Annotated in this window: 16 protein-coding genes; 15 read left to right on the forward strand and 1 reads right to left on the reverse strand. The window is 24.7% G+C overall.

The features are described from left to right. Positions 1–34 precede the first annotated feature (34 nt). The 5 genes from AAHM84_RS00730 to AAHM84_RS00750 are packed head-to-tail and all read left to right on the forward strand — an operon-like array spanning position 35 to position 6,251. The gene (locus tag AAHM84_RS00730) at positions 35–1,402 is read left to right on the forward strand and encodes a glycine--tRNA ligase (protein WP_342258999.1); all 1,368 of its coding nucleotides are present in this window, start codon (positions 35–37) and stop codon (positions 1,400–1,402) included. A 16-nt stretch (positions 1,403–1,418) separates the two neighbouring features. Continuing rightward, positions 1,419–3,371, forward strand: coding sequence for a DNA primase (gene dnaG, locus AAHM84_RS00735; protein WP_342259000.1), 1,953 nt, complete (start codon positions 1,419–1,421; stop codon positions 3,369–3,371). Continuing rightward, positions 3,371–4,765, forward strand: coding sequence for a sigma-70 family RNA polymerase sigma factor (locus AAHM84_RS00740; RefSeq protein ID WP_342259001.1), 1,395 nt, complete (start codon positions 3,371–3,373; stop codon positions 4,763–4,765). The genes dnaG and AAHM84_RS00740 overlap by 1 nt, the downstream gene beginning before the upstream one ends. Positions 4,766–4,768: 3 nt before the next feature. Continuing rightward, positions 4,769–5,464, forward strand: coding sequence for a class I SAM-dependent methyltransferase (locus AAHM84_RS00745; protein ID WP_342259002.1), 696 nt, complete (start codon positions 4,769–4,771; stop codon positions 5,462–5,464). Beyond that, positions 5,457–6,251, forward strand: a complete 795-nt coding sequence (locus tag AAHM84_RS00750; protein ID WP_342259003.1) for a Nif3-like dinuclear metal center hexameric protein — start codon at positions 5,457–5,459, stop codon at positions 6,249–6,251. Before AAHM84_RS00745 ends, AAHM84_RS00750 begins: the two co-directional genes overlap by 8 nt. A gap of 20 nt (positions 6,252–6,271) precedes the next feature. Here AAHM84_RS00750 and ispH read toward each other — a convergent pair whose 3' ends face one another. Then, complete coding sequence (gene ispH, locus AAHM84_RS00755; RefSeq protein WP_342259004.1) at positions 6,272–7,156, reverse strand: 4-hydroxy-3-methylbut-2-enyl diphosphate reductase; 885 nt, start codon at positions 7,154–7,156, stop codon at positions 6,272–6,274. 854 nt (positions 7,157–8,010) lie between these two features. Between ispH and AAHM84_RS00760 the strand changes: the two genes are divergently transcribed. The 10 genes from AAHM84_RS00760 (at position 8,011) to AAHM84_RS00805 (ending at position 22,000) form a co-directional block, all read left to right on the forward strand. Further along, the gene (locus AAHM84_RS00760; protein WP_342259005.1) at positions 8,011–9,822 is read left to right on the forward strand and encodes a lipoprotein; all 1,812 of its coding nucleotides are present in this window, start codon (positions 8,011–8,013) and stop codon (positions 9,820–9,822) included. 614 nt (positions 9,823–10,436) lie between these two features. Then, the gene (locus AAHM84_RS00765; RefSeq protein WP_342259006.1) at positions 10,437–11,168 is read left to right on the forward strand and encodes a hypothetical protein; all 732 of its coding nucleotides are present in this window, start codon (positions 10,437–10,439) and stop codon (positions 11,166–11,168) included. Between the two features lie 39 nt (positions 11,169–11,207). Continuing rightward, positions 11,208–13,481: a hypothetical protein gene (locus tag AAHM84_RS00770; RefSeq protein ID WP_342259007.1), complete on the forward strand. Its 2,274-nt coding sequence runs from the start codon at positions 11,208–11,210 to the stop codon at positions 13,479–13,481. A gap of 177 nt (positions 13,482–13,658) precedes the next feature. Next, positions 13,659–14,456: a hypothetical protein gene (locus tag AAHM84_RS00775; protein ID WP_342259008.1), complete on the forward strand. Its 798-nt coding sequence runs from the start codon at positions 13,659–13,661 to the stop codon at positions 14,454–14,456. A gap of 417 nt (positions 14,457–14,873) precedes the next feature. After that, positions 14,874–15,116 carry a hypothetical protein gene (locus AAHM84_RS00780; RefSeq protein ID WP_342259009.1) on the forward strand — a complete coding sequence of 81 codons (243 nt, stop codon included), beginning with the start codon at positions 14,874–14,876 and terminating at the stop codon, positions 15,114–15,116. A gap of 191 nt (positions 15,117–15,307) precedes the next feature. After that, complete coding sequence (locus AAHM84_RS00785) at positions 15,308–16,075, forward strand: hypothetical protein (RefSeq protein ID WP_342259010.1); 768 nt, start codon at positions 15,308–15,310, stop codon at positions 16,073–16,075. 74 nt (positions 16,076–16,149) lie between these two features. Further along, positions 16,150–17,814 (forward strand): PTS transporter subunit EIIB, encoded by a 1,665-nt coding sequence (locus AAHM84_RS00790; protein ID WP_342259011.1) that lies wholly within the window; start codon positions 16,150–16,152, stop codon positions 17,812–17,814. Then, the gene (locus tag AAHM84_RS00795) at positions 17,801–19,240 is read left to right on the forward strand and encodes a glycoside hydrolase family 1 protein (RefSeq protein WP_342259012.1); all 1,440 of its coding nucleotides are present in this window, start codon (positions 17,801–17,803) and stop codon (positions 19,238–19,240) included. Before AAHM84_RS00790 ends, AAHM84_RS00795 begins: the two co-directional genes overlap by 14 nt. 109 nt (positions 19,241–19,349) lie before the next feature. Next, complete coding sequence (locus AAHM84_RS00800; RefSeq protein WP_342259013.1) at positions 19,350–21,071, forward strand: hypothetical protein; 1,722 nt, start codon at positions 19,350–19,352, stop codon at positions 21,069–21,071. A gap of 71 nt (positions 21,072–21,142) precedes the next feature. Next, entirely contained in the window at positions 21,143–22,000 is an 858-nt protein-coding gene (locus tag AAHM84_RS00805; protein WP_342259014.1) for an HAD family hydrolase, read from the forward strand.

Consider the following 22,000-nt stretch of genomic DNA (forward strand, 5'->3'; position numbering starts at 1 on the left):
ATCAAGTTTGCTTTTTTTATTGTTAGGAGAAAAAATGAAAGTAGAAATAGAAAAACTAATTTCGCATTTAAAAACACAAGGTTTTGTATTTCCAGGATCAGAAATTTATGGTGGTCTTGCTAATTCTTGAGACTATGGACCGTTAGGCTCAGAAGTAAAAAATAAATTAAAAAAACTTTGATGGGATTTTTTTGTAAGAAGAAATCAATATAATATTGGTTTAGATTCATCAATAATATTAAATCCAAAAGTATGAAATGCATCAGGTCATTTAGGTAATTTTAATGACCCATTAATTGATTGTAAAAAGTGTAAATCTCGTTTTAGAGCAGATAAGTTAATTGAAGAAAAATTTAATGATATTAATGTTGGTGGATGAAATAATCAAAAAATCGAAGAATTTATTAAAGAAAAATTAATAAATTGTCCAAAATGTAACGCTAATGATTTTACAAATATTAGACAGTTCACATTAATGTTTAAAACAAATCAAGGTGTTGTTGAAGATGAAGCATCAACAGTATACTTGAGACCAGAAACAGCTCAGGGTATTTTTGTGCAATATAAAAATTCTCAGCGAGCTTTAAGAAAAAAACTGCCTTTTGGTATTGGACAAATTGGTAAATCATTTAGAAATGAAATAACACCAGGGAATTTTATTTTTAGAACAAGAGAATTTGAACAAATGGAATTAGAATTTTTCTTTTCACCCAATGATAAAACTGACTGATTTGAGTATTGATTGGAAAAGGTTAAGTTTTTTTTAGAAAAAGTAGTACTCATTGATGAAAAAAAATACTCGATAAGAGAACATGAAAAAGATGAGTTAGCTCATTATGCTAAACGAACAGTAGATATTGAATTTGATTTCCCATTTGGGAGAGGTGAACTATGGGGTATTGCTCATAGAAGTGATTTTGATTTAAAACAACATCAAACCCATTCTGGACAGGATTTAACTTATTTAGATCCAGAAACAAATGAAAAATATTTAGCCAATGTAATTGAACCAAGTGTTGGAGTTGAAAGATTGCTTTTAGCAATTTTTTGTCAAAGTTATGTTGAAGAAAAAATTGACAGTGGAGAAAGAATTGTAATGAAACTTCCTTATAAACTTGCTCCATATTCAATAGCAATTATGCCTTTGCAAAAACAGCAAAATAAAAGGGCAAAAGAACTTTATGATACAATGTTAATTGATTTCGATGCAACATTTGATGAGACAGGAAATATAGGAAAACGTTATAGAAGACAAGATGCAATTGGAACACCATATTGCATAACTATTGATTTTGATACTGAAACAGATAACAGTGTTACTGTTAGAAATAGAGACACTATGAATCAAGAGAGAATTGAAATTAAAAGTCTCAAAGAGTATTTATTAAAAAAAATAATTTAAGTAAGGAGTGATAAATTTGGCAATATCACAGAATCAAATTGATTCAGTTTTATTAAAAGCTAATATTGTGGATGTTATTGGCAAATATATTGACCTTCAAAAAAAGGGAAGAAATTATGTATCAATTTGTCCATTTCATGATGATTCAGATCCATCCATGAATGTATCCCCAGATAAAAAAATTTTTAAGTGTTTTGTATGTGGCACTGGTGGAAACGTTATTACATTTGTACAAGAATTCAATAATATAACTTTTTTTAAGGCACTTTCCTTAATTGCAAAAGATTTAAATATTAAAATTGATGGTTTAAGGGAATTTGAAAATAAAGTAAAACATAACTCAAAAGAGAGTACTTTGTTTGAAATAAATAAAGCTGCTGCAAACTTCTTCAATGGTTTATTAATTTCTTCACTTTCAATTAAGGCTAGAGATTACTTAAAAGAAAGACACATTAGTGAGCAAGAAATTGAAAAATTTAAAATAGGTTTTTGTCCAAAAAATATAAAAGTTTATGATTATTTAATTAAACTTGGCTTTTCACAAGAAAGTATTTTTGACTCAGGAATAGTTTATAAAAGTGGAGTAGATTATAATTGTACTTTTGAAAATAGATTAATTTTTCCAATAACTGATGAAGACTCAAATATTATTGGTTTTTCTGGAAGAGTAATTAATTCAAAGGATTCTCCAAAATATAAAAATAGTAGTGAAAATTTAATTTTTAAAAAATCTCAATTGGCTTATAATTTTGATAAGGCAAAAAAAGAAGCTAGAATTAAAAATGAAATAATTATTTTGGAAGGTTTCATGGATGTTATAAGTTTAGAAGCCATTAATATAAAAAACTCAGTTGCTATTATGGGAACCACAATGAGTGATTATCATTTAAAATTATTTTCAAGAGTAGCTAAAAGATATAAATTGTTTCTTGATGGAGATAAAGCAGGAGTCAACGCAGCATTAAAAATTTCTCAGTTTTTACTTGAAAAAAATATTGATGTAACAATTGTGGAAAATAATACTGGTAAAGATCCAGATGAACTAGTTAAAGCTGGAGAAAAAAATTTAATTAATCAAATGATTGAAAATAGTTCCCATCCTGCAAACTTTGCTACTAGATTTTTTTCAAAAGATTTAGATATACAAAATTCTTTAAAGGTTAATGATTTTATTGAAAAGGTTATTGCAGTTCTGAAATATGAAAGTAAAGAAAACATTATTGAATCAGTTGTTGCGAATTTGGCAGATATTACAAGACTTGAAAAAAGTACTATATTTAAAACTTTAAACAAAGCAACTAGTAAAGTAAAGGCCAATATTTCAAAAAATATAGATATAAATTATCAAGAAAATAATATGGTTGACTTTAACGAGGGACAAGAATATATCAACAGAATGCTAAATACTTTTGTAAATGATGAAAATAGTCAATTTGAAATTCCTGAATATGGTTATGAAACTATTAAGAAGGATAAAATAGTACAGTCTAATCTTCAAAAAGTTAAAAAAAATCATTCTAAAAATTTTGCAGAGGCTGCAATTGTTTGAAATATTTTAGATAATGATTCTTTACTTGATAATTTGGATAGAAAAATAAATAATATTGAAAATATTAATGTTAAAAGAACAATAAATTTTATAATTGAACAATATAAAAAAAATGGCTATGTTGGTCATAATTGAGAACAAATAGCAAATGAAATAAAAAAACTAAATAAAAATTATTGTGAATACATTTATGAAATTAAAAATAGACATTTCACAGCTTTGCAAAAAACTTTATCACCCAAGGGTTTAGAAGATTGTTTTGATGCAATAGAACTTTATAAAATTGAAGATGAAATAATGCTTTATAGCGAAAAAATTAATTCAACTCAAGACAATGAATTAAAAATTAATTATGCAGAACATAGAGAAGAATTATTAAAACTTAGAAATAAAATATATGAAAAAAGGAGAAAAATATAATGGCACTAAACTTAAAAAAATTTGAAACAATGGAAGAATTTAAAGATTATCTTTGAACTTATTTAGATAAAAATGACAATGAGATAGCACAAGAGGAAATTCAAGAAGTTATTTTTAAAAAATTTCAAGATATAGAAGAAGAAGAAATTAGTTTACTTTTTGATGAATTAGCAAAAAGAGAAGTAGTATTTACAGATGACCTTATTGAAGAAGAACTAGATGAAGATGAAGATGAAGAAGAGGATGAAGATGAAGCTGATGAACTTGAAGGTGAGTTTAGAAAAAGAGATAAAGAAAGAAAAGATCTAAAAAAAGCAAACGAAAATAATGCTCCTGTTAAATATCGTGTTGGGGGAATTAGTAATGAAACAAAAATTCAAGATATTATTAAATCATACTTTAACCAAATTGGATCTTCAAAAATTTTAACAAAAGATGAAGAAGTTGAATATGCAAAAATGTTAGAAGATAGTGATCCAATTATTGCTAAAGAAGGTCGAGATAAATTAATTACTTCAAACCTTAAATTAGTTATTTCTGTTGCTAGAAAACATTTAAATAGAGGACTTGATTTTGCTGACCTAATTGAAGAAGGAAATATTGGATTAATGAAAGCAGTTGATAAATTTGATTATAAAAAAGGATTTAAATTTTCAACGTATGCAACTTGATGAATTCGTCAAGCAATAACAAGAGCTATTGCTGACCAAGCAAGAACAATTCGTATTCCAGTTCACATGGTAGAAACAATTAATAAACTTACAAGAATTGAAAGACAATTAACTCAAGAATTAGGAAGAGATCCAACTTCAAAAGAAATTGCAAAAACTTTTGGTAAAGGGATTACTCCACAAAAAGTTATTGAAATTAAAAAATTATCAATTGAACCAGTTAGTTTAGAAAAACCATTTGGAGATGAAGATGATACTCACTTTGGTGACTTTGTGGAAGATAAAGATATTTCTTCACCTGATGAATATGCTGAAAAAGAAGCTTTAAGAGAAGTGATTGATGAAGTATTTTGTGATATTCTTGCACCAAGAGAAGAAAAAGTTGTAAGAATGAGATTTGGAATTCTGCCAACTAAATTAAGAACACTAGTTAGATTAGCAGAAGAATGTGATGATGAAAGTTTTGAAGATTTAAAACAAGAAATTGCTAATTTAGATATTCACTATGATACATCAATTGAAAGAATTCAAAAATACAAAAGTGCTATTATCCAGTTACATCTTTCAAAATTTGATTCACCTAAAACTTTAGAAGAAGTTGGAAAAGAATTAAAAGTTACTAGAGAAAGAATTCGACAAATTGAAGCAAAAACAATTAGAAAATTTAAACCATCTGCATCAAATCCTAAAGCAAGAGTTTTAAGAGATTTCTTTAAAGGATAAGAAATGAGTTTTCTTACACCAAGATTATTTTCATTGGCAAAGTTAATTACGGAAGGAGAAGTTGTAGCTGATATTGGAACAGATCATGCATATCTTCCTATTTATCTTGCCAAAGATGGTAAAGCAAAAAAAATATATGCAACAGATGTTGCAAAAAAACCACTTGCTGTAGCAACAAACAATATTGCTTCATTTGGAGTTACAGATAAAGTTGAGACAATCCTTGCAGATGGAATTGAGTGAACAATTTCTAAGAACATAAAACTTGACTCTTGTATTATTGCAGGGATGGGTTCTACATCAATTTTAGATATATTAGAACAAGATAATGAAAATATTTATTCTTATGTTATTGCACCTAATACGAATTTAGAACCAATTAGAAGTTGAGCCAAAAAATTTAAATATTTTGTAGAGAATGAAATAATTGTTGAAGATAATAAGATTATTTATGAAATAATAAAAATTAATAAATTTGCTGGAACAAAAATTAAAAGTCAAAAAGATATTATATTTGGACCTTTATTAAGACGTGAAAAAAATAATAAATTATTTTTACAAAAATGATTAGAAGAAGAACAAAAACTTTTAAATTTGTTACAACATGTACCTAAAAAAGATATGAAATATAAGGAAATTGCAAAAAAGAAAAAAATTATAAATAAACTTCTAAGAAGGAGAAATTTAATTAATGAATAAAATAAAAGCAAATGCTTTAATTAACTATTTAAATGATGTATTTCCACAAAAAAATGCATCTGAATGAGATAAGGTAGGATTACAATTAGAAGAGGTATATAACTTGGAAAGTCAAGATGAGATTGAACACATAGTTATTTGTCTTGATGTAACAAAAGAAGTCGTTGAGTTTGCAATTGCAAACAATTCGAACTTTATTATTAGTAGACATCCATTTTTATTTTTTGATCTGGATACAGAATTAAAAAATTTAGCAAAAAAGGAAATTTATGAACTATGTATAAAAAATGAAATTCAATTATTTTCTATACATACTAATTACGATAATAGTGATAAGCAAAATATTATTGATTTAATTGAAACGCAATTAAATGTAAAAAATGTTGAAAAGGTGGGAGTATTTAATGAAGGTTATAAAATTAAATTATTAAGTTCATTAAGTTTAAAAGAAATAATTGAAAAGCTAAAATTTATTTTTGGAAAACAGCAAGCGCTTCTAACTAGAAATTCAAATTTAGAAAAAGAAATCGATTATATTTTCCTAACACCAGGTTCTGGGGCATCAACTATGATGGACTTACAGTTGCAAAATGAGTTTTTTATAACTGGAGAGGCAAAGTGAAATGAATGACTTTATGCTGATCAAAATAAAATGGATTTATTAACTCTAGGTCATTATATGGAAAATCATTTTATTGATGATTTAGAAAATAAATTATTAAAAACATTTAATGATGAAGTTAAAATAAGTGCCTTTGATATTAAAAATACTTTTATCATTTTATAAAATATATTAAAAAAACGAAATTACTTAATTTCGTTTTTTATTTCCTCAAGATATTTTATAACCTGATTTTGAATAATACTTGATGTAGATGCTCCTGCAGTAACTGCCACTGTGTCAATATTTTCTAAGTCATTAATTTCAATATCTTCTTTACGATTTATTCTTATTGACTTTATTCCTTTATCTGATGCCAACTCTACTAATTTCATTGTGTTATTACTTCTTTCATCGCCAACAACGTATAATAGATCAACTTCTTTTGGATTTAAATCAAGTATTGCTTGCTGTCTTACAAGAGTGGCCTCACAAATATCATTTTTAAAAATGGCATTTTTATATTTTTCCTTTATTTTTTTATAAATTAAATCAGTGTCAATTATTGACAATGTTGTTTGATTTGTTATAAAAATATCTTTATTAGATATATTTAAATTTTCAACTTCTTGACTGTTTGTTACTAAATGAATTTTTTTATTATCCAAACTTGTTAAAGCTATTGTTTCAGGGTGAGAATGTTTACCAATAAAAACAATATCAAATCCAAGATTTAAGTATTTTTTTATTATATTTTCTGTTTCTAAAACTCATTCACATTTAGTATCTACAACAATTAATCCTTGCTCTTCAGCCACCTTTAAAACTTTTAAATCGGTTCCATGAGCTGAAAAAATAACAACACTCCCTTGTGGAATAGTTTTTATAATATCTAAACGAGACTTTTTTCAATCATCAATAGCTATTATGCCAAGTTCTTCAAGTTCATTTACTATTATTTTATTGTGCACTAAAAGACCAATCATATATATTTTTTTGTCTGGATATGCTTTTACTGTATCTTTTGCCATTTTTATAGAAACTACAACTCCAAGACAAAAACCACGTGGTGTTACTTTTAAGACTTTCATTAATTACCTCACTTTTCTTATTTTACTATTTATTTAAGAGTAAAGATAGGAAAGTATTATTTTTGCTTTTCTTCTAAAATTTTAACTCTTTATTAACTTTTATAAAGTAGAAAAAAAATCATTAAGGTTATTGGGGTGCATATCTTCATCATCAAGTATTGGTTCTTGTTTAATAGTACATCATGGATTAATTCTACATTTAAAGGTGTTTTTTTAATTTAGAAAGAATTTTAAGAGTAAAAGAATTAGCAATTATTAAAGATATATGAATTAATTTCAAAAGTTTACAAAAAGTTTTAAAATTAAAATGATCAATAGGTTTAAAAGATATGCTATTTATTAAGGAAGCAATAGCTAAGGAATGTGTATTAAAGTTTTTGAAAATAAGGTTTATCAAATCTTAACTGGAGAAGCCAAATTTATATATATGAGAAATAAAAAAACTATAATGAAGGAAAAAAAAGTAATCTAAGTTTACAAGTAGTAAAACTACTGGTTTTTTATTTTTAATAGTATTTATAAATTAAAAATAGTATATTTTCTGGAATTCTATATTAGTGTTTTCAAATATCTTTAATTTTATAATTGCAAAAATATTTATTAAAAGACAAATGAGAAGAATAGTATTGTAAATAGAATTAAAAGTCAAATTTTATTAAAAAAAATATGATAAAAATAATTGAGGTATTAATAATATTGCATTTTGCAATTTATTTAAATTTTTCATATAAAACTTTTAGAATACAAGGATTTTAAAAATATTTTATAATTTTAATTACTATTACTATAATATATGTTTTGTTTTTAAAGAGAATAAACTTAACTCTATAGTTATAAATAATTAAGGAGAAAACATGAAAAAATTACTTAGCTTATTAGGGGGATTGAGTTTAATTGTAACCTCAAGTGCCACTGTAGTTGCTTGTGGTAACACAACAAAACCAGAAATAACAGATTATAACAAATTAATTAAGGACCTTAAAGAAAATGTTAATGAGATTTTTGTAGAACATTTAGAAAATAATGTTTATAAAAATTTAATAGGTTTAACTATGAACGAAAATGAGAACAAGTTTTTAAATAGAACAACTATTAAAGTATTTAAAGGTAAATCCGCAAGTGAAATAGGAGAAAAAAATTTAGGTCATTTAGTTGATGATATTAGTAAAATATTAGAGCTTGATCAATTGGAATCTAAATTAAATGAATTAAAACTTTTTAATAAGTATAATATTCTTTTAAACGATGTAAATACTTTATACAAGGGAATTGTTTTTGATTGAGATACTTTGGATATTAATACAAATGAAAATGACAATTTATATTTAGCTAATGTTTTAATAGATTATAAAATAGAAGTTCAATATAAAGGCGAAAAAGAAATTGAAGTTATAGAAATGAGCGATTCAGTTAAATATACGTTAACAAATGAACAGACTTTAAAGAACTCCTCTGATAAATTTTACAAAAATATTACAAAAGATTATTTTTTAGGACAAGATTCAGATTCTAAAAAATACTCAAATTTACTTTGAAACGATATCAAAGGTTCAAAAAGTAAGTTAGATGGATATGGAAATATTGATAAAGAGATGGACAATTACTGAAATAATACTGTGCAAGAAAATAGCTTTAAAGATTCTATTAGTAACTTTATTAAAACTAATTATTTTAGTGAATTGCCTACATTACCTCTATTTTTTGAAGAAGATAATTTTTATAAGAGCTCAGAATTAAATAAAACATCTTTATTTAATTCAATTAATAAACCAAAAGCTTTTAGTGATAGCGAAGCAATTAAGTTTGATTATAAAACTGAGAAAGGTCAATTAATGTTGGAAAGTATTTTTAGAAAAAATCCTGATATTAATCCGACAGATTTTATATTAAGAAATAATTATTTTACTGAAGAAAATTTTAGTATTTGAATAAAAGATTATAAAATATTAAAAGAGGAGTTTATTAAAAAGTTAAATGTAGACTTACAAGAGATTGAAAAAACTGAGGAATACAATAGTTCATTTTCAATGGGTTATGTTAATTTAACTGGACCTTCAATTAATTTTCCTGAGGATAAATATGTACATCATTTGCCTGATTTTAAAATAGCTATTAATTATATAATTGATTTAAATCAAACTTCAGATGAAATTTTGAATGATATGAATGAGTTTTCTATAAATTCCATTAAGTCATTTCATAAAGTTTATGGTGTGGATTACAATTATAATTATTTGGATAATAATTCGAAAAAAGATATACTAATGGCTATTAAAAAGTCTGATTTTACAAGGGACCTTCAATTCTCAAACACAAATTCATCAACACCATTTAATCTATTTATGTCATTACATAAAAATAATTTAGCCTCTTATAGAGAAGAATTATTAAATACTTCAAAATTACCATTAGATTCAATATATTTATTTGATTTTAGAAAATATTACGAGGATTCAAGTATTCCAGGAAGTACTCCTATAAGCAGATACTATAAAGAATATGATCTTGAAAGAGGTATAGTTTTGAAAACAGATTCGAATGCTAATTATCAGAACGAGAAAATAATGTATTGAAATTTAGGTTACCTAAACTTACACTTTGATTTAGCTGAAATAATTGAGGGAATAAGTGTTTTATATGAAAAGGACTTTATTGTATTTTCATAAAAAGTATTTGTATTTCTGATTATAAATAAAAATATTGCTTTTGAGTTTAAACCTAAAAGTAATATATCAAGTATATATATTTTATAAGGAAAATATAGTAATTTATGTTTAACAGTTTGCAAGATATTGCAAACTGTTTTTATATTATATTTAAACGCAATATTTGTTTTTAAAATTTTTAAAAAATCTAAAAGTATACTATAAAATTTAAATAAAGAGCAATTCTGACCCAATATGCAAGTTCATCTAATAAATAGTTTTTTTATTTTCTAGCAATAAAATAGCAATTAATATATTATATTCTATTAATAAGTTTATAATTATATAGGACTTATTATTTAATTTTCGTCTCTTGTTTATTATATATAATCTAGTTTAAAGATTCTGGTTTAACAAATTTTTTTAAGGATCTATAGTTAATCTTAGTTGTTCTTGCTTAAATGTATTAATACTAGTTCTTTCATAAAATCTCCATTTATTGATTATAAAAGAGGATATAATAGTTTGCCAATTTGTTAGTACATAGTTATTTCTCTTTTAAGAGAAATCAATTTTTTCTTTTTCTTAAATTAAAAGAGAGATTTTCATTTAAAATAATATTATGGAGTAAAAATATGAAAAAAATTAGTGAGTTTTTAATAAAATTAAAGCCATATAAAAGACTATATAAAATGTTTTGAATGATATTAACAATTACGATTTTGTTATTTTTTCAAATTTTTATGTTGTCGCTTTCATATGCTGTTCCACATGCCAATGGGGGATTTCATTATTGATTTAAGGGATTACATTCTTTACTTGGTGAGTCAAGACATGAACCTAATTCAAGTCAAGGTTTTATCTTTGCAGCAACAATAATTGGCTATATTCCAATTATTCCAATTATTCCATTTTTATATTTCACATTTACAAATTGATTAATTCAAGAGAAATTGAGTGATAAATTTATTGATGTTCCAAAAAGTAAATATTTATATTGATCAACTTTTATTCATTTTTCAGCAATAGCATTAGTTTTTTTAATAATTCCAGGACTTTTAACTTATCTTGGTGGAGGAGGAATTCTTCCTCATCAAGCCTTTATAGCTGTGCAAAATACTTTTAGTGACAATGTCGGTGAAAGAATAGCTGCAATAAGTGGAATTTTATATTATGGTGTTGGTTGTCTATTTGCCACAATTATAATTTTTTGAGTAATATGAATGATGCTTTCTTGAGTTGGTAAGCAATTTCAAAAACTTATTGATATTTTTAATAATTGAAGGTATTCAAGAAAAGAAATGAAACGTGAATTAAAACTTCAAAAACTAGAAGCAAAAGCAAACAAGAAGAAAAAACAAGAATAAGAAGAGTATAATAAAATAAAATTGAAAGGGAGTTAAGTTATGAAAAAGTTGTGTTCAATTTTAGGTTCATTGAGTTTGGCTGTATTTTCATCTGCAAGTGTTGTTGCTTGTAAGGGTGGTCTTGATCTTAGTTTAAATTACACTGATGAAGAAAAAATTATGTCTATTTATAACTTGACAACCAAAGATTTAGTTAAAAACGGTGTTAAAATAAAAACTTTAGTATCTCCTGAAGATATCGATGCTGTTATTGAATCACTAGAACTGAGTGAAATTGTTAATAAAAATCCTAATGGAAGCTTATTAAAAAGCAGTTTGGGTGTTTTTATTATGTCAAATCAATTATTAAATGAAATATCTTCAAAAGTTCCTGGATATGGATGAATTTCAAATAAATTAACTTGACAGTCACAATGGTCAATAAAAGATTTAATGGCAAGAGAGGATTTATCATTATTTAATAATGTAAGCGGATGAATGTACAAAGGAAAAGAAGAAGATAACTCAAAATGATCTTTATCTGTTACATTCTTAAATGAAGATAAAACTGGTTGAAATGGTGTTGAACCTGCTAAATATGCAAGAATTAATATAAATAGAAAACTTGTTGCAGATGATTTTGGAACAGTTGATGGTAATTTATCGAATAAGGATGTAGTATATGGTGGTAATACTGCTAATGCTCAAGATAGTTTTTTAAATCCTAATAATCCTAAGTTAGGTGTAATTTATCAAGGTTATGCTAATTCGTCTAAATTAATTGACTTAGAAAAAATTTTAAGCGATGATATTGGAACAATTCCAATTGGCTTTTTTAATTATTCACCTAGTGCAACTGATTTTGTGAATAATAAAATAATCTTATTAGATTTTGCAAATAAGGTTTTACAAGCAAGTAAAAAAGAAATTGAAGAAAGTTTAAATGATTATCTTTTAAATAACCCAATTTATTTGGGAGAAGGTTTAGTTGTTGAGGAAATTAATAATATTATAAAAAATCAAATATATATTATTTTAATGACCAACTCAATTGATAGAGAAAACTTAAGAGATAAAGAAGGAAAGCCATTATTTGTTGATGAAGCAGAGCAAGCAGAATCTCTAATTATAGTTAAATCAATGATAAATAAACTTAAAAAATTATGTGAACAAATGTTATTATCTTATAATACAAAATCTAATTCACAAAATATTGAAAAGTTAATTAATATGTTAAACACAATTCAAAATGAAGATGGTAGGTTTAGAACAGTTAATAAAAAAGATTTTAAAGAAACTCTAAAATTAGTAATTGAGAACTCAAGAGATGAAAATGATCCTAATTCATATCAAAAAGCTTTTTATAATGGAGAACTAAATGCAATTTTATTTAAAGTTGAAGATCAAAGTGGTCAACAAAACCCTCTAACATTAATAAATGATTATTTAGATTTTGGTTTTAATGATCAATACAAATTTAAAGTTCAATATTGAGGTAATTCAACACCAATTAGTGGGGGAGAAGATCAATGATATTCTCCTGATGATCAAAGAAGTAAGGATGAATATATTGCAGATAAAGGTTTTAGAAATATATTCTTAAAACACAGATTTGACAATTCCAAAAATTCAGAAGACAGTGCTCAACTACTGAAAAATTATGAAGAAAAAGTAGGGATAACTTATGATATTTTTGACTTTGATGAATCTATTGCCAATCCAACTGATCAACAAATAGAAGTAAAAATGCTAGAAAAATTAAAAGAAGCTATTAAATTAGATCCAGAGGGTTCAATTGAAAATGTAACAGCAGATTCATGAAGAATTTATCATTTAATGGCGTTAATAAATAGTAGGGCAAATGAAAAAATAAAGTCTTTATTATCATATGATAAAAATAATAAAATAGGAATTCATGAGGGCAATATTTCACTTGATTATTGAAATAAAACACCAGGTGATTTTGCAAAAGCTGATGATGATATTGCTTTTGCACAATTGATTAAAGAAAATCAAGTTCCTCTTATTGTTACTGATCAAAAGTACAATAGTAGCAATACTAATAGAAAAGATATTTATAATTCAGGAGTAGAGTCTATTTGAACAAATAAATTAGAATTAAACATTTATGTAGGACAAACAAATATTTATGGAAAAAGATATGATCAAGATATAAGTGATATAAATAATTGGTGAACTCAAAAAGATAGAATATATTGAAGCTTTAATTCACTAGTAGCAATACCTGATCAATATAAAAATAAATTAATGGAATATTGACAAAAACATGTTTCAAATAATCCTAAAAATCCAGATTATAATCCATCTTTATAGTGAAAAGAAGCAGTAAAAGTAACTAATTAGATAGTTAATTAGTTATTAGTTAATTTAAAAAATAGTTTGATAATACTAGCAATTAATTGTATTATTGTTTATAATATATACTTTAAATAGGAAGTAATATTATGTTATAATAACTATATAGAATTTTAAAAAAAGTGGGGGTTAAAAATGTATATTATAAATTATATTGACGGAAATTATTGTGTAATTAATACTCTCTCTAATTTATTGGTTGCAAAATTTATTAAATTAGAAGATGCAACAAATTTTATTCAAGCAGCAAATACTATCAATTTTGGTTTTCCAAATAATATTAATAAATTCTCTAACCCAGTACCTCAAAATGTACCTGTTGCTAGAAATAATACGCGTATAAAAAGAACTTACGATTGTTGCTCTCATGGAAAATGTCAACAAAATCATAATAAATCTGATGAAACAATGATGGTTGTTAAAAATATGAGTGAGCAAAATAAAATGTTGCAAAAAAAATTAAGAGATCTTAATAGCAAAATTAATTCAGTTATTGAAGAGAAAACAGCAATTTTAAATGAAAATGAAATATTAAAATCAATTATTGTAAACTCAGATGATGACGACGATGATGATGAAGTAATTGAAAAAGTAGAAGTAAAACAAGAGTTTAATCCTCAAGCTCAAGCTTCAATTATTGAGCAAGAGTCTGAAGATGAAGAAGATGAAGAAGACGAGGAAAATGATGACGAATCTGATGAAGATGATGAAGATGATGAAAATGAAGATGAAGAAGATGAAGAAGATGAAGAAGATGAATCAGATGATGATGAAGTAATTGAAAATAATACAAATAAAGATACTAAGGAAGCTGAACTTGAAGCAGCAGAAAAGGTTTATTTAAATAGAGAAAATGTAGATGAACCAATGTCTAAAAAAGAATTAAAGAAACTTAAAAAAGAACAAAAAAAAGCTTTAAAAAAAGCAGACTAAAATTTATAAGATATTAATAAAACGAAAAAAAAGCACTTTAGGGAAGTGCTTTTTTTATATATTATTATTAATCATGCTTTCGCATATTATTGATTTGCTAATAATTAAAAAGATATGAATGAGTAATGAAAGGTCACATAAAAGGCTATGAAAACAAGTGACCTAATCGAAAGAAAGGATGTTATATTGAATTAAAGAATGAATTTTTACAAACTATTGACAAATTTGTAGTATCAAAATTTAATATTCATAGCCCTGTCCAAAGGACATAATTAAATATATCAAAAAAATATAAAAAAATCAATTTTTTTTTAAAAAAATTTTAAAAAGTAATATCTTTTTAAAATTTTAAAATATAAATATAAATAGTATTTTTTTTAAATATAATGTTTATATCTTAGAATTGAAGTGAAAGATATGCAAACCTATATATGTGAAAATTGTAAAAAACCAGCATCTTACAAAAAAATTAATCAAGTAAATATACTAGTTTTTATTTGTAAAGATTGCATTATAACTGCATCAGGTGCTAAAATTGCAAACAATAGTTCTCTATGTAATGAGTGTAATAGGGAATCAAATTATATTGTAATCAATCAACTAAATAGATTAAAACAAATTTGTGAAGAATGTTTATTAAAACAATATCAAAAAATTTAATATTAGTTTTCATTATAGTCAAAAAACTTTAAAAATTTCAAACTATTTTAATATATTTTTATAAAAGTATTAGCATAAAGACAATTAAACATAAGTAATAAAAACTCTATTTCTCTTGAAATAACTTGTTTGAAATTGAATAATATTTCTTTTAGAAAATTGTATAATATTTATATTATTAAAGGACAAATATGAACTCAATATATACAAGAATTGATAACTTAGGCAGAGAAAATAGAAATACAGTATTTAGAATAATATCTAGAAAAATTTTAGAAGATTTTTCAAATGGAGTATTTAGAAGTCAAGATGATCTAGCATTTATTTGTAATTGTTCTAAAGCAACTATAACTGCATTTTCCAAAGCAGCTTTAGTTAGTGGATATAGAGAGTTACAAATAAGGTTAAAAATTGAATATGAGAATAATTTTACTTTAAATAAATCGGATGAGAAATTAATTGATAATAAGGTTAAAAATGATTTTTTTATAAATAATCAATATTTAGAAAAGTGAACAGTTGAAAGCTATGAGCAAATAAGTAATTTTTTCTTAACAAACTTGGAACATAAAATTCAGGTTTTTTCTGGTTATCAAACACTTTATTCAACTAATTTTCTTGAAGATATTTTACAAAAAAATAATATTGATGTATGAACATTAAAGTTGGATAAGGATATTATTAGCATTAAAAATAGAAGCTATGAAAAAGTAAAGTCTGTCTTTATTTTATCTGGAAGAGATACTAACTCATTAAAAGGTTTTTTTGAGTATGTCTATAATAAAAACTCAAATATAATTGTGATTGCTTCTTTAAATTGAGAAAAGTATTTGCAGTCTAAAAAAATTAAAGCAATTTTTTTTGATAATGAGCATTTTAATAGAAACTATATTGATAGAAATTTTCAACTAATATATCTTTGAAAATATTTAGATTATCAAATGAGTCTAATAAACTAGTTTGCTCTTTGTAAACTAATTCATTTAACTTTCATATACACATATAATTTGCAAAAATATGTATGGAGGTTTTTATGGATTATAAAAATGAAGATATTAAAGAAATAACTTTTTTAGTAGGTGGTGTTGAAAACATAGAAAAAGTATATCATTGTATGACCAGACTTCGTTTTGTCTTAAAAGATGATAAGCTTTTTGATACCCAAGCTATTAAAAAACTGAAATTTGTACAGGGAGTAATACTCTCTTCAGGAGAGTTTCAAATTATTATTGGAACAAGTGTCAATAAACTTTATAAATTATTTTGTGAGCAAAATGCAATAACAACTGATTTATCAAAAAAAGATACTTCTGAGTTAGATGTTAAGAAACCTAAAAAATCATTTTTGACATTTATATCACAAGTATTTGCACCTTTATTAATTGTTTTGGTTGCAATTGGATTTTGAGAAATGTTACGTATGCCCATATTTTTGGCATCTAATACAAGTGATAAAAAATGACTACAAGATTTAAATGAATTTACAGAAACTATTTCAAGAGGTTTTACTTATTTCATAGTTATAGGGGTAGCTTGATCAACATTTAAAGTGATGGGTGGTAATGAAATCTATGGTATTGTTATTGCTGTTATCTTATGTAACCCCAAACTTACTGCTTTAAGTGATCTTAAAGTTGAAAATGGCCAAACTATATTAGGTCAAATGCCTGGATGAAGTATTTTTGGAGATGTTGTTTATCCATGAAAAATTTCTTTTGAAGGTTTAGTTATTCCCATGGTACTTGTAGCTTTTATGGGTGTAAGTATACAAAAACTATTAGCAAAAGCTAATTTTGGAAATTTTAGAATGTTGATTGAACCTTTAATAGTAATAATTACTACAGTTTTAATTTCTATTTTAATTATTGCTCCAATTGGTTTATTATTTACAAGCTACTTATCAATTGCATTTAAATACTTAATGACAAACAATATTACAAAGTATATATTTACTCCAATTATTGGAGCACTATATTCTCCAATGGTTATATTTGGAATTCATAGAACTATTACACCAATAATTATGCAAGATATTGCCCAATTTAAAGGTAGTTTAATACTAGGTTTATTAATTCTTTCAAATGTCTCTACAGCAGTAGCTACTTTTGCCTTTGGGTTAAGATATAAAAATAATAGTAAAGTAAAACAAATAGCTTGAACAAATGCTACTTCTGGATTTATTGCAGGAGTAACTGAACCTTGCATATACTCAATAGGGTTAAAATATATTTTCCCAATGTTAGGTGCAGTAATAGGGACATATTTTGGATGTTTATTATACACTGCTTCGGGAGTATGAACATCAACAGCTCCCTTTGGTTTTTTAGGAGTAATAGGATTTATTTCAGGACCGCCCCAAGAGATTGAGTTAACTACATGAATTGGAGGTAGTGGTCTATGAGGAACAATTAGTATGTTAACAACAATTCTAGTTAGCTTCTTTAGTACTTTATTACTTTCAAAAATAAAATTCTTTAATAAAAGAACTTTAAAAATATTTAAAGAGGAGTATGATTTTGATTTTTATAAAGTTAATAGTGAAATTATAAAACTAAGACAAGATTATAAAAGTGAATTAAAAACTTATTTAAAAGAAACTGAAAATAAAAAAGAAAATCATATAAAAATTAAAGAGTTGAAATTAGATTATAAAAGAAATATTAATTTATTAAAAGGAGTAGCAAATGAAAAAAATTAGTAAAGATTTAATGTTAGGGTGTTCTATATCAGCAAATCAAGCAGAGGGTGCTTTTGATGTTAATGGAAAAGGACTTTCAATTGCCGAATTAAGAAGGTATAACCCTAATTTAGATAGAAAAGATATAAATACTGAAAGAAAAATGACAAAATCAAAATTAAAAGAAGCTTTAAATGATAACGGAACTTATATATATCCAAAAAAAATTGGTGTTAATTTCTATGAAAGATATAAAGAAGATGTAAAGCTAATAGCAGATATGAAAAACGATTGTTTTAGAACTTCAATTGCTTGAACAAGAATTTTTCCCAATGGAGATGAGAAAGAACCAAATCAAAAAGGATTAGAGTTCTATGACAACTTAATAGATGAGTTAATAAAAAATAAAATAGAACCTATTATTACAATGTCTCATTATGAAATGCCCTATCATTTAGTTGAAAAATATGGAGGGTGAAAAAATCCAATATTAATTGATTTTTATACTAATTTTTCAAAAACAATTATGCAAAGATATAAGGATAAAGTTAAATACTGAATTCCCTTTAATGAAGTGAATGCAGCAAATTATAGTGTCTGAGCAGGGGCTGGATTGCTAGATGATGAAGATTCAAATATTTTAGGTTTATCAATGATTGCATTACATAATATTTTTATTGCTAATGCAAAAACAATAAAAATTGGTAAAGAGATTAACAAGAATTTCTTATTTGGTTCTATGGTAGCAACTTTATTAAGTTATGCAGAGAATTGTGATCCACAATTAGTTTTAAAAACTGAAAAAGATCAGCAGCTAAAAATATATTCATTTTTTGATGTTATGCATAGAGGAGAGTATTCAAAATTTTCATTGAACTTGTTAAAAAAATTATCAATTGATTTAAAAATTACAGAGCAAGAAAAAAAATTGCTTAAAGAAAATACTTGTGACTTCTTAGGATTTAGTTATTATATGAGTGGAGTAGTAAATCAAATTGAAGGAGAAGTAACTGAGGGAAACCTTGCTAAAATTGGTAAAAATAAATTCTTAAAAGCAAATGAATGAGGGTGACAAATTGATCCGATAGGTCTAAGAATTTTAATGAATAGATTATATGACAGATATCAACAACCATTATTTATATTAGAAAATGGAATTGGTTTTGATGAAAAACCTGAAAAAGGTAAAATTAATGATGATTATAGAATTGAATATATCAAAAATCATTTAGAGCAAATTCAAAATGCAATAGATGATGGTGTTGAATGTATTGGATATACTGCTTGAAGTTTAATGGATATTATTTCACATGGTACAAGTGAAATGACAAAACGCTATGGGTTAGTTTATGTTGATCAAGATAGTTTTGGAAAGGGTACACAGAATCGAATACCAAAAAAATCTTATGAATGATATAAAAAAGTTTGCATATCTAGAGAAATTTAATTAAAAGAACGTTATTTTAGAATGACGTTTTTTTATGCGGAGCTAAATATGGGAGTGGAAAATAGCTTAAAAAAAGGTATAATAAAATTATGTTTTAATGAGGATAAATATGAGAAAACATTTTAATAAAATAGCAGGTAAGAATGGTTTTTTTGATTTTAAAGAGAAATTAAATTTTTTTGAGTATTTTGATATTAATAATAATGATTTAGTGAATGCATTTGATGTATTAAAAAAATATGAAAAAAATATGAAGAATTTAAGAAATATGATGGAAAATCAAATTATTGAAAGATTTAATTTTTATGTCAATAACTCTTTTAACAAAAAAGATAATAGTTTTGTTGAAAATAAAACAGAACAAGAAAAAAAACTTTCAAAGGCATTAGTAATTAGTGCTATTTTTTTAGCAGCTAGATTAATTTCTCAAGAATATATTACATTGAGTACCTCAAATGAATTTTTATATCAAGAGGAAAATAATTCAGATAACAGTTTTAATTTTAAAAATTACAAAAACAGCTTAAAAGGTTTTTATGAAACCCTAACAGCTTGAGGATTATATTTTACTGATGATAGCATTGAAAATTTAAGTATTTTATCAAGAATGGATGAATATATTAAAAAAGATGTTTACTCAATGAAAAGATATAAAGATATTTTTTTATATCTTTGACTTTATACCCATGTTAAAAATTCTTGTGATTTAACTACATATAAAAATAATGCAAGTGAAATAAAGTCGTTCTTTCCAAAGATTACAGGAAATGCTTTAGCTCCTTTAAATTATGAATATATTTTTGATCAAGGAGAATATAGTGATGAAACTGAAGCAAGAAAAAATATTATTAATGAATTTAAAGCATGATCGCTTGAAGCATATGATAATGTAATAAATAATCAAATCAAAAAATATTATAAGAGTGCAAATTTTTTAGAAAATCTTAATTTTGAAGAATATTTTAACTTAGTAGATTTACTAAAAAATATGTTTTTAAAAAGAAACTTTTATTCTCTTGGTGACATTCAAACAAATATGGCACAGGAAAGTTCTGATGCGGGTTCTAAAAATTACTCAGCTGAACAGATAGAATTAACAAGCAATTATTTAGTATTTAATAAAAATTCAGGAGAATTTAATAATAAAAATATTGATGAATATTATAGTTTAATTTATAAAAAACCAATACTATCTTTTTTAAATCAAAATAAAACTAAAATTTTGATAACTTATCCAGAGTTTTTATGAATGGCAAAGCATATGCAAAAGAAATATCATTTCTTTGATAGCAATATTTCAAACAAACTTTTTTTAATGTTGAAAAAGGATTATTCATTAATACTAAATCAACAATTAAAGAAAATTGAAAGAAGATTTAATAATATTAAGGTATTTAATGCAAATGAACTTTTGATTTTTAAACCAAGTGATGATAAAGAACAAAATAATAATATTGCCAACAGTATTATTTATGATCCTTGATTAAACAAAATATTTGTCATATTAGTAAATTTCTTTCCTCCAGAAAATATTGATTGATTAAATGAAAAAAGAACAACTGATGCTTTATCTGAAAATTCAAATTATGTTGCAAATATATTTTCAGAACCTTTAAATTTTGTTTTAAAGGAATTGAAAAAAGTAAAGAAACAATTAAAAAAATTAGAACTTAAATTTAGTAATGAAAAAACTGTTGAAGTAGAGGGGATCTTATTTGTCAATGACATTTTAAATGCTATTCCAAAAGTTGAAGTAAATGGAGTAAATGTTTATGTAAGTTCAATTTCTGCAATGGAACATTTTACAAATAGTTATATTTATAAAAAATAACTTATTTTTAACACTAACAATGTGATTATTTTAGTTCAATATTGTAAAATAAGTTTGGAGGATATAATATTATGAAATTACCTTATATTGGAAGTGACTTGGATGGAACTGTTGTTCAAAATAGTGACTTTAAAATATTGCAAAGCACAGTTAAAAACATCAATGAATACCAAAGCTTATCAAATAATAAGCTTTTTGTAGTAACTGGAAGATCTTTGCAAAATATAAAATATTATATCAAGCAATTAAATATTAAATTGCCAGTTATTTGTTCTAATGGGGCTGTAATAGTAGATCCAATAACTTGAGAAGTTTATTATGAAGAAGTTATGAAAAAAGAAATTATAATTGATTTATTAAAATATGCTATGGAAAATGATTTAGATGTATCTTTATATACACCAACTAGTGTTTGTTCATTAACAATTGCAGAAAGAATAAAAACCTATAAAAAACTTTATGGTCACTATCCCAAAGATTGCCAACCTGACTTTATTTTATATGAAGATTATAATCAACTACTTAAAGATATTAACAATGATGTTCATAAAATTATTAGAGTAATGTACTCACTTGATTATGAAAAAGAAACACAAGTTGCTAATAAACTAAAAGATTATTTAGAGTCAAAAAACTTATATTATCCAACAACGATCATTCAATCAAGAATTTTAATTGATGCAATGCCAAAGGGGATAAATAAAGCCACAGGTGTTCAAAAATGAGCTGAAATAATGAAAGTAGATTTAAAAGATATAATTGTTATTGGAGATAACAACAATGATTTAGAAATGATAAGTGAAATGCCCTTTGGGATTGCTGTGGGAAATGCCCACGATGAAGTTAAAAAGAAGGCTTGAAAAGTAATTGATAGAATTGAAAATAATGGTGTGGGTAAATTTCTAAAGGAATTAATTAGTAAAGGATAA

The organism is Spiroplasma endosymbiont of Dioctria linearis, from assembly GCF_964030865.1.
GTDB lineage: Bacteria > Bacillota_I > Bacilli_A > Mycoplasmatales > Mycoplasmataceae > Spiroplasma_A.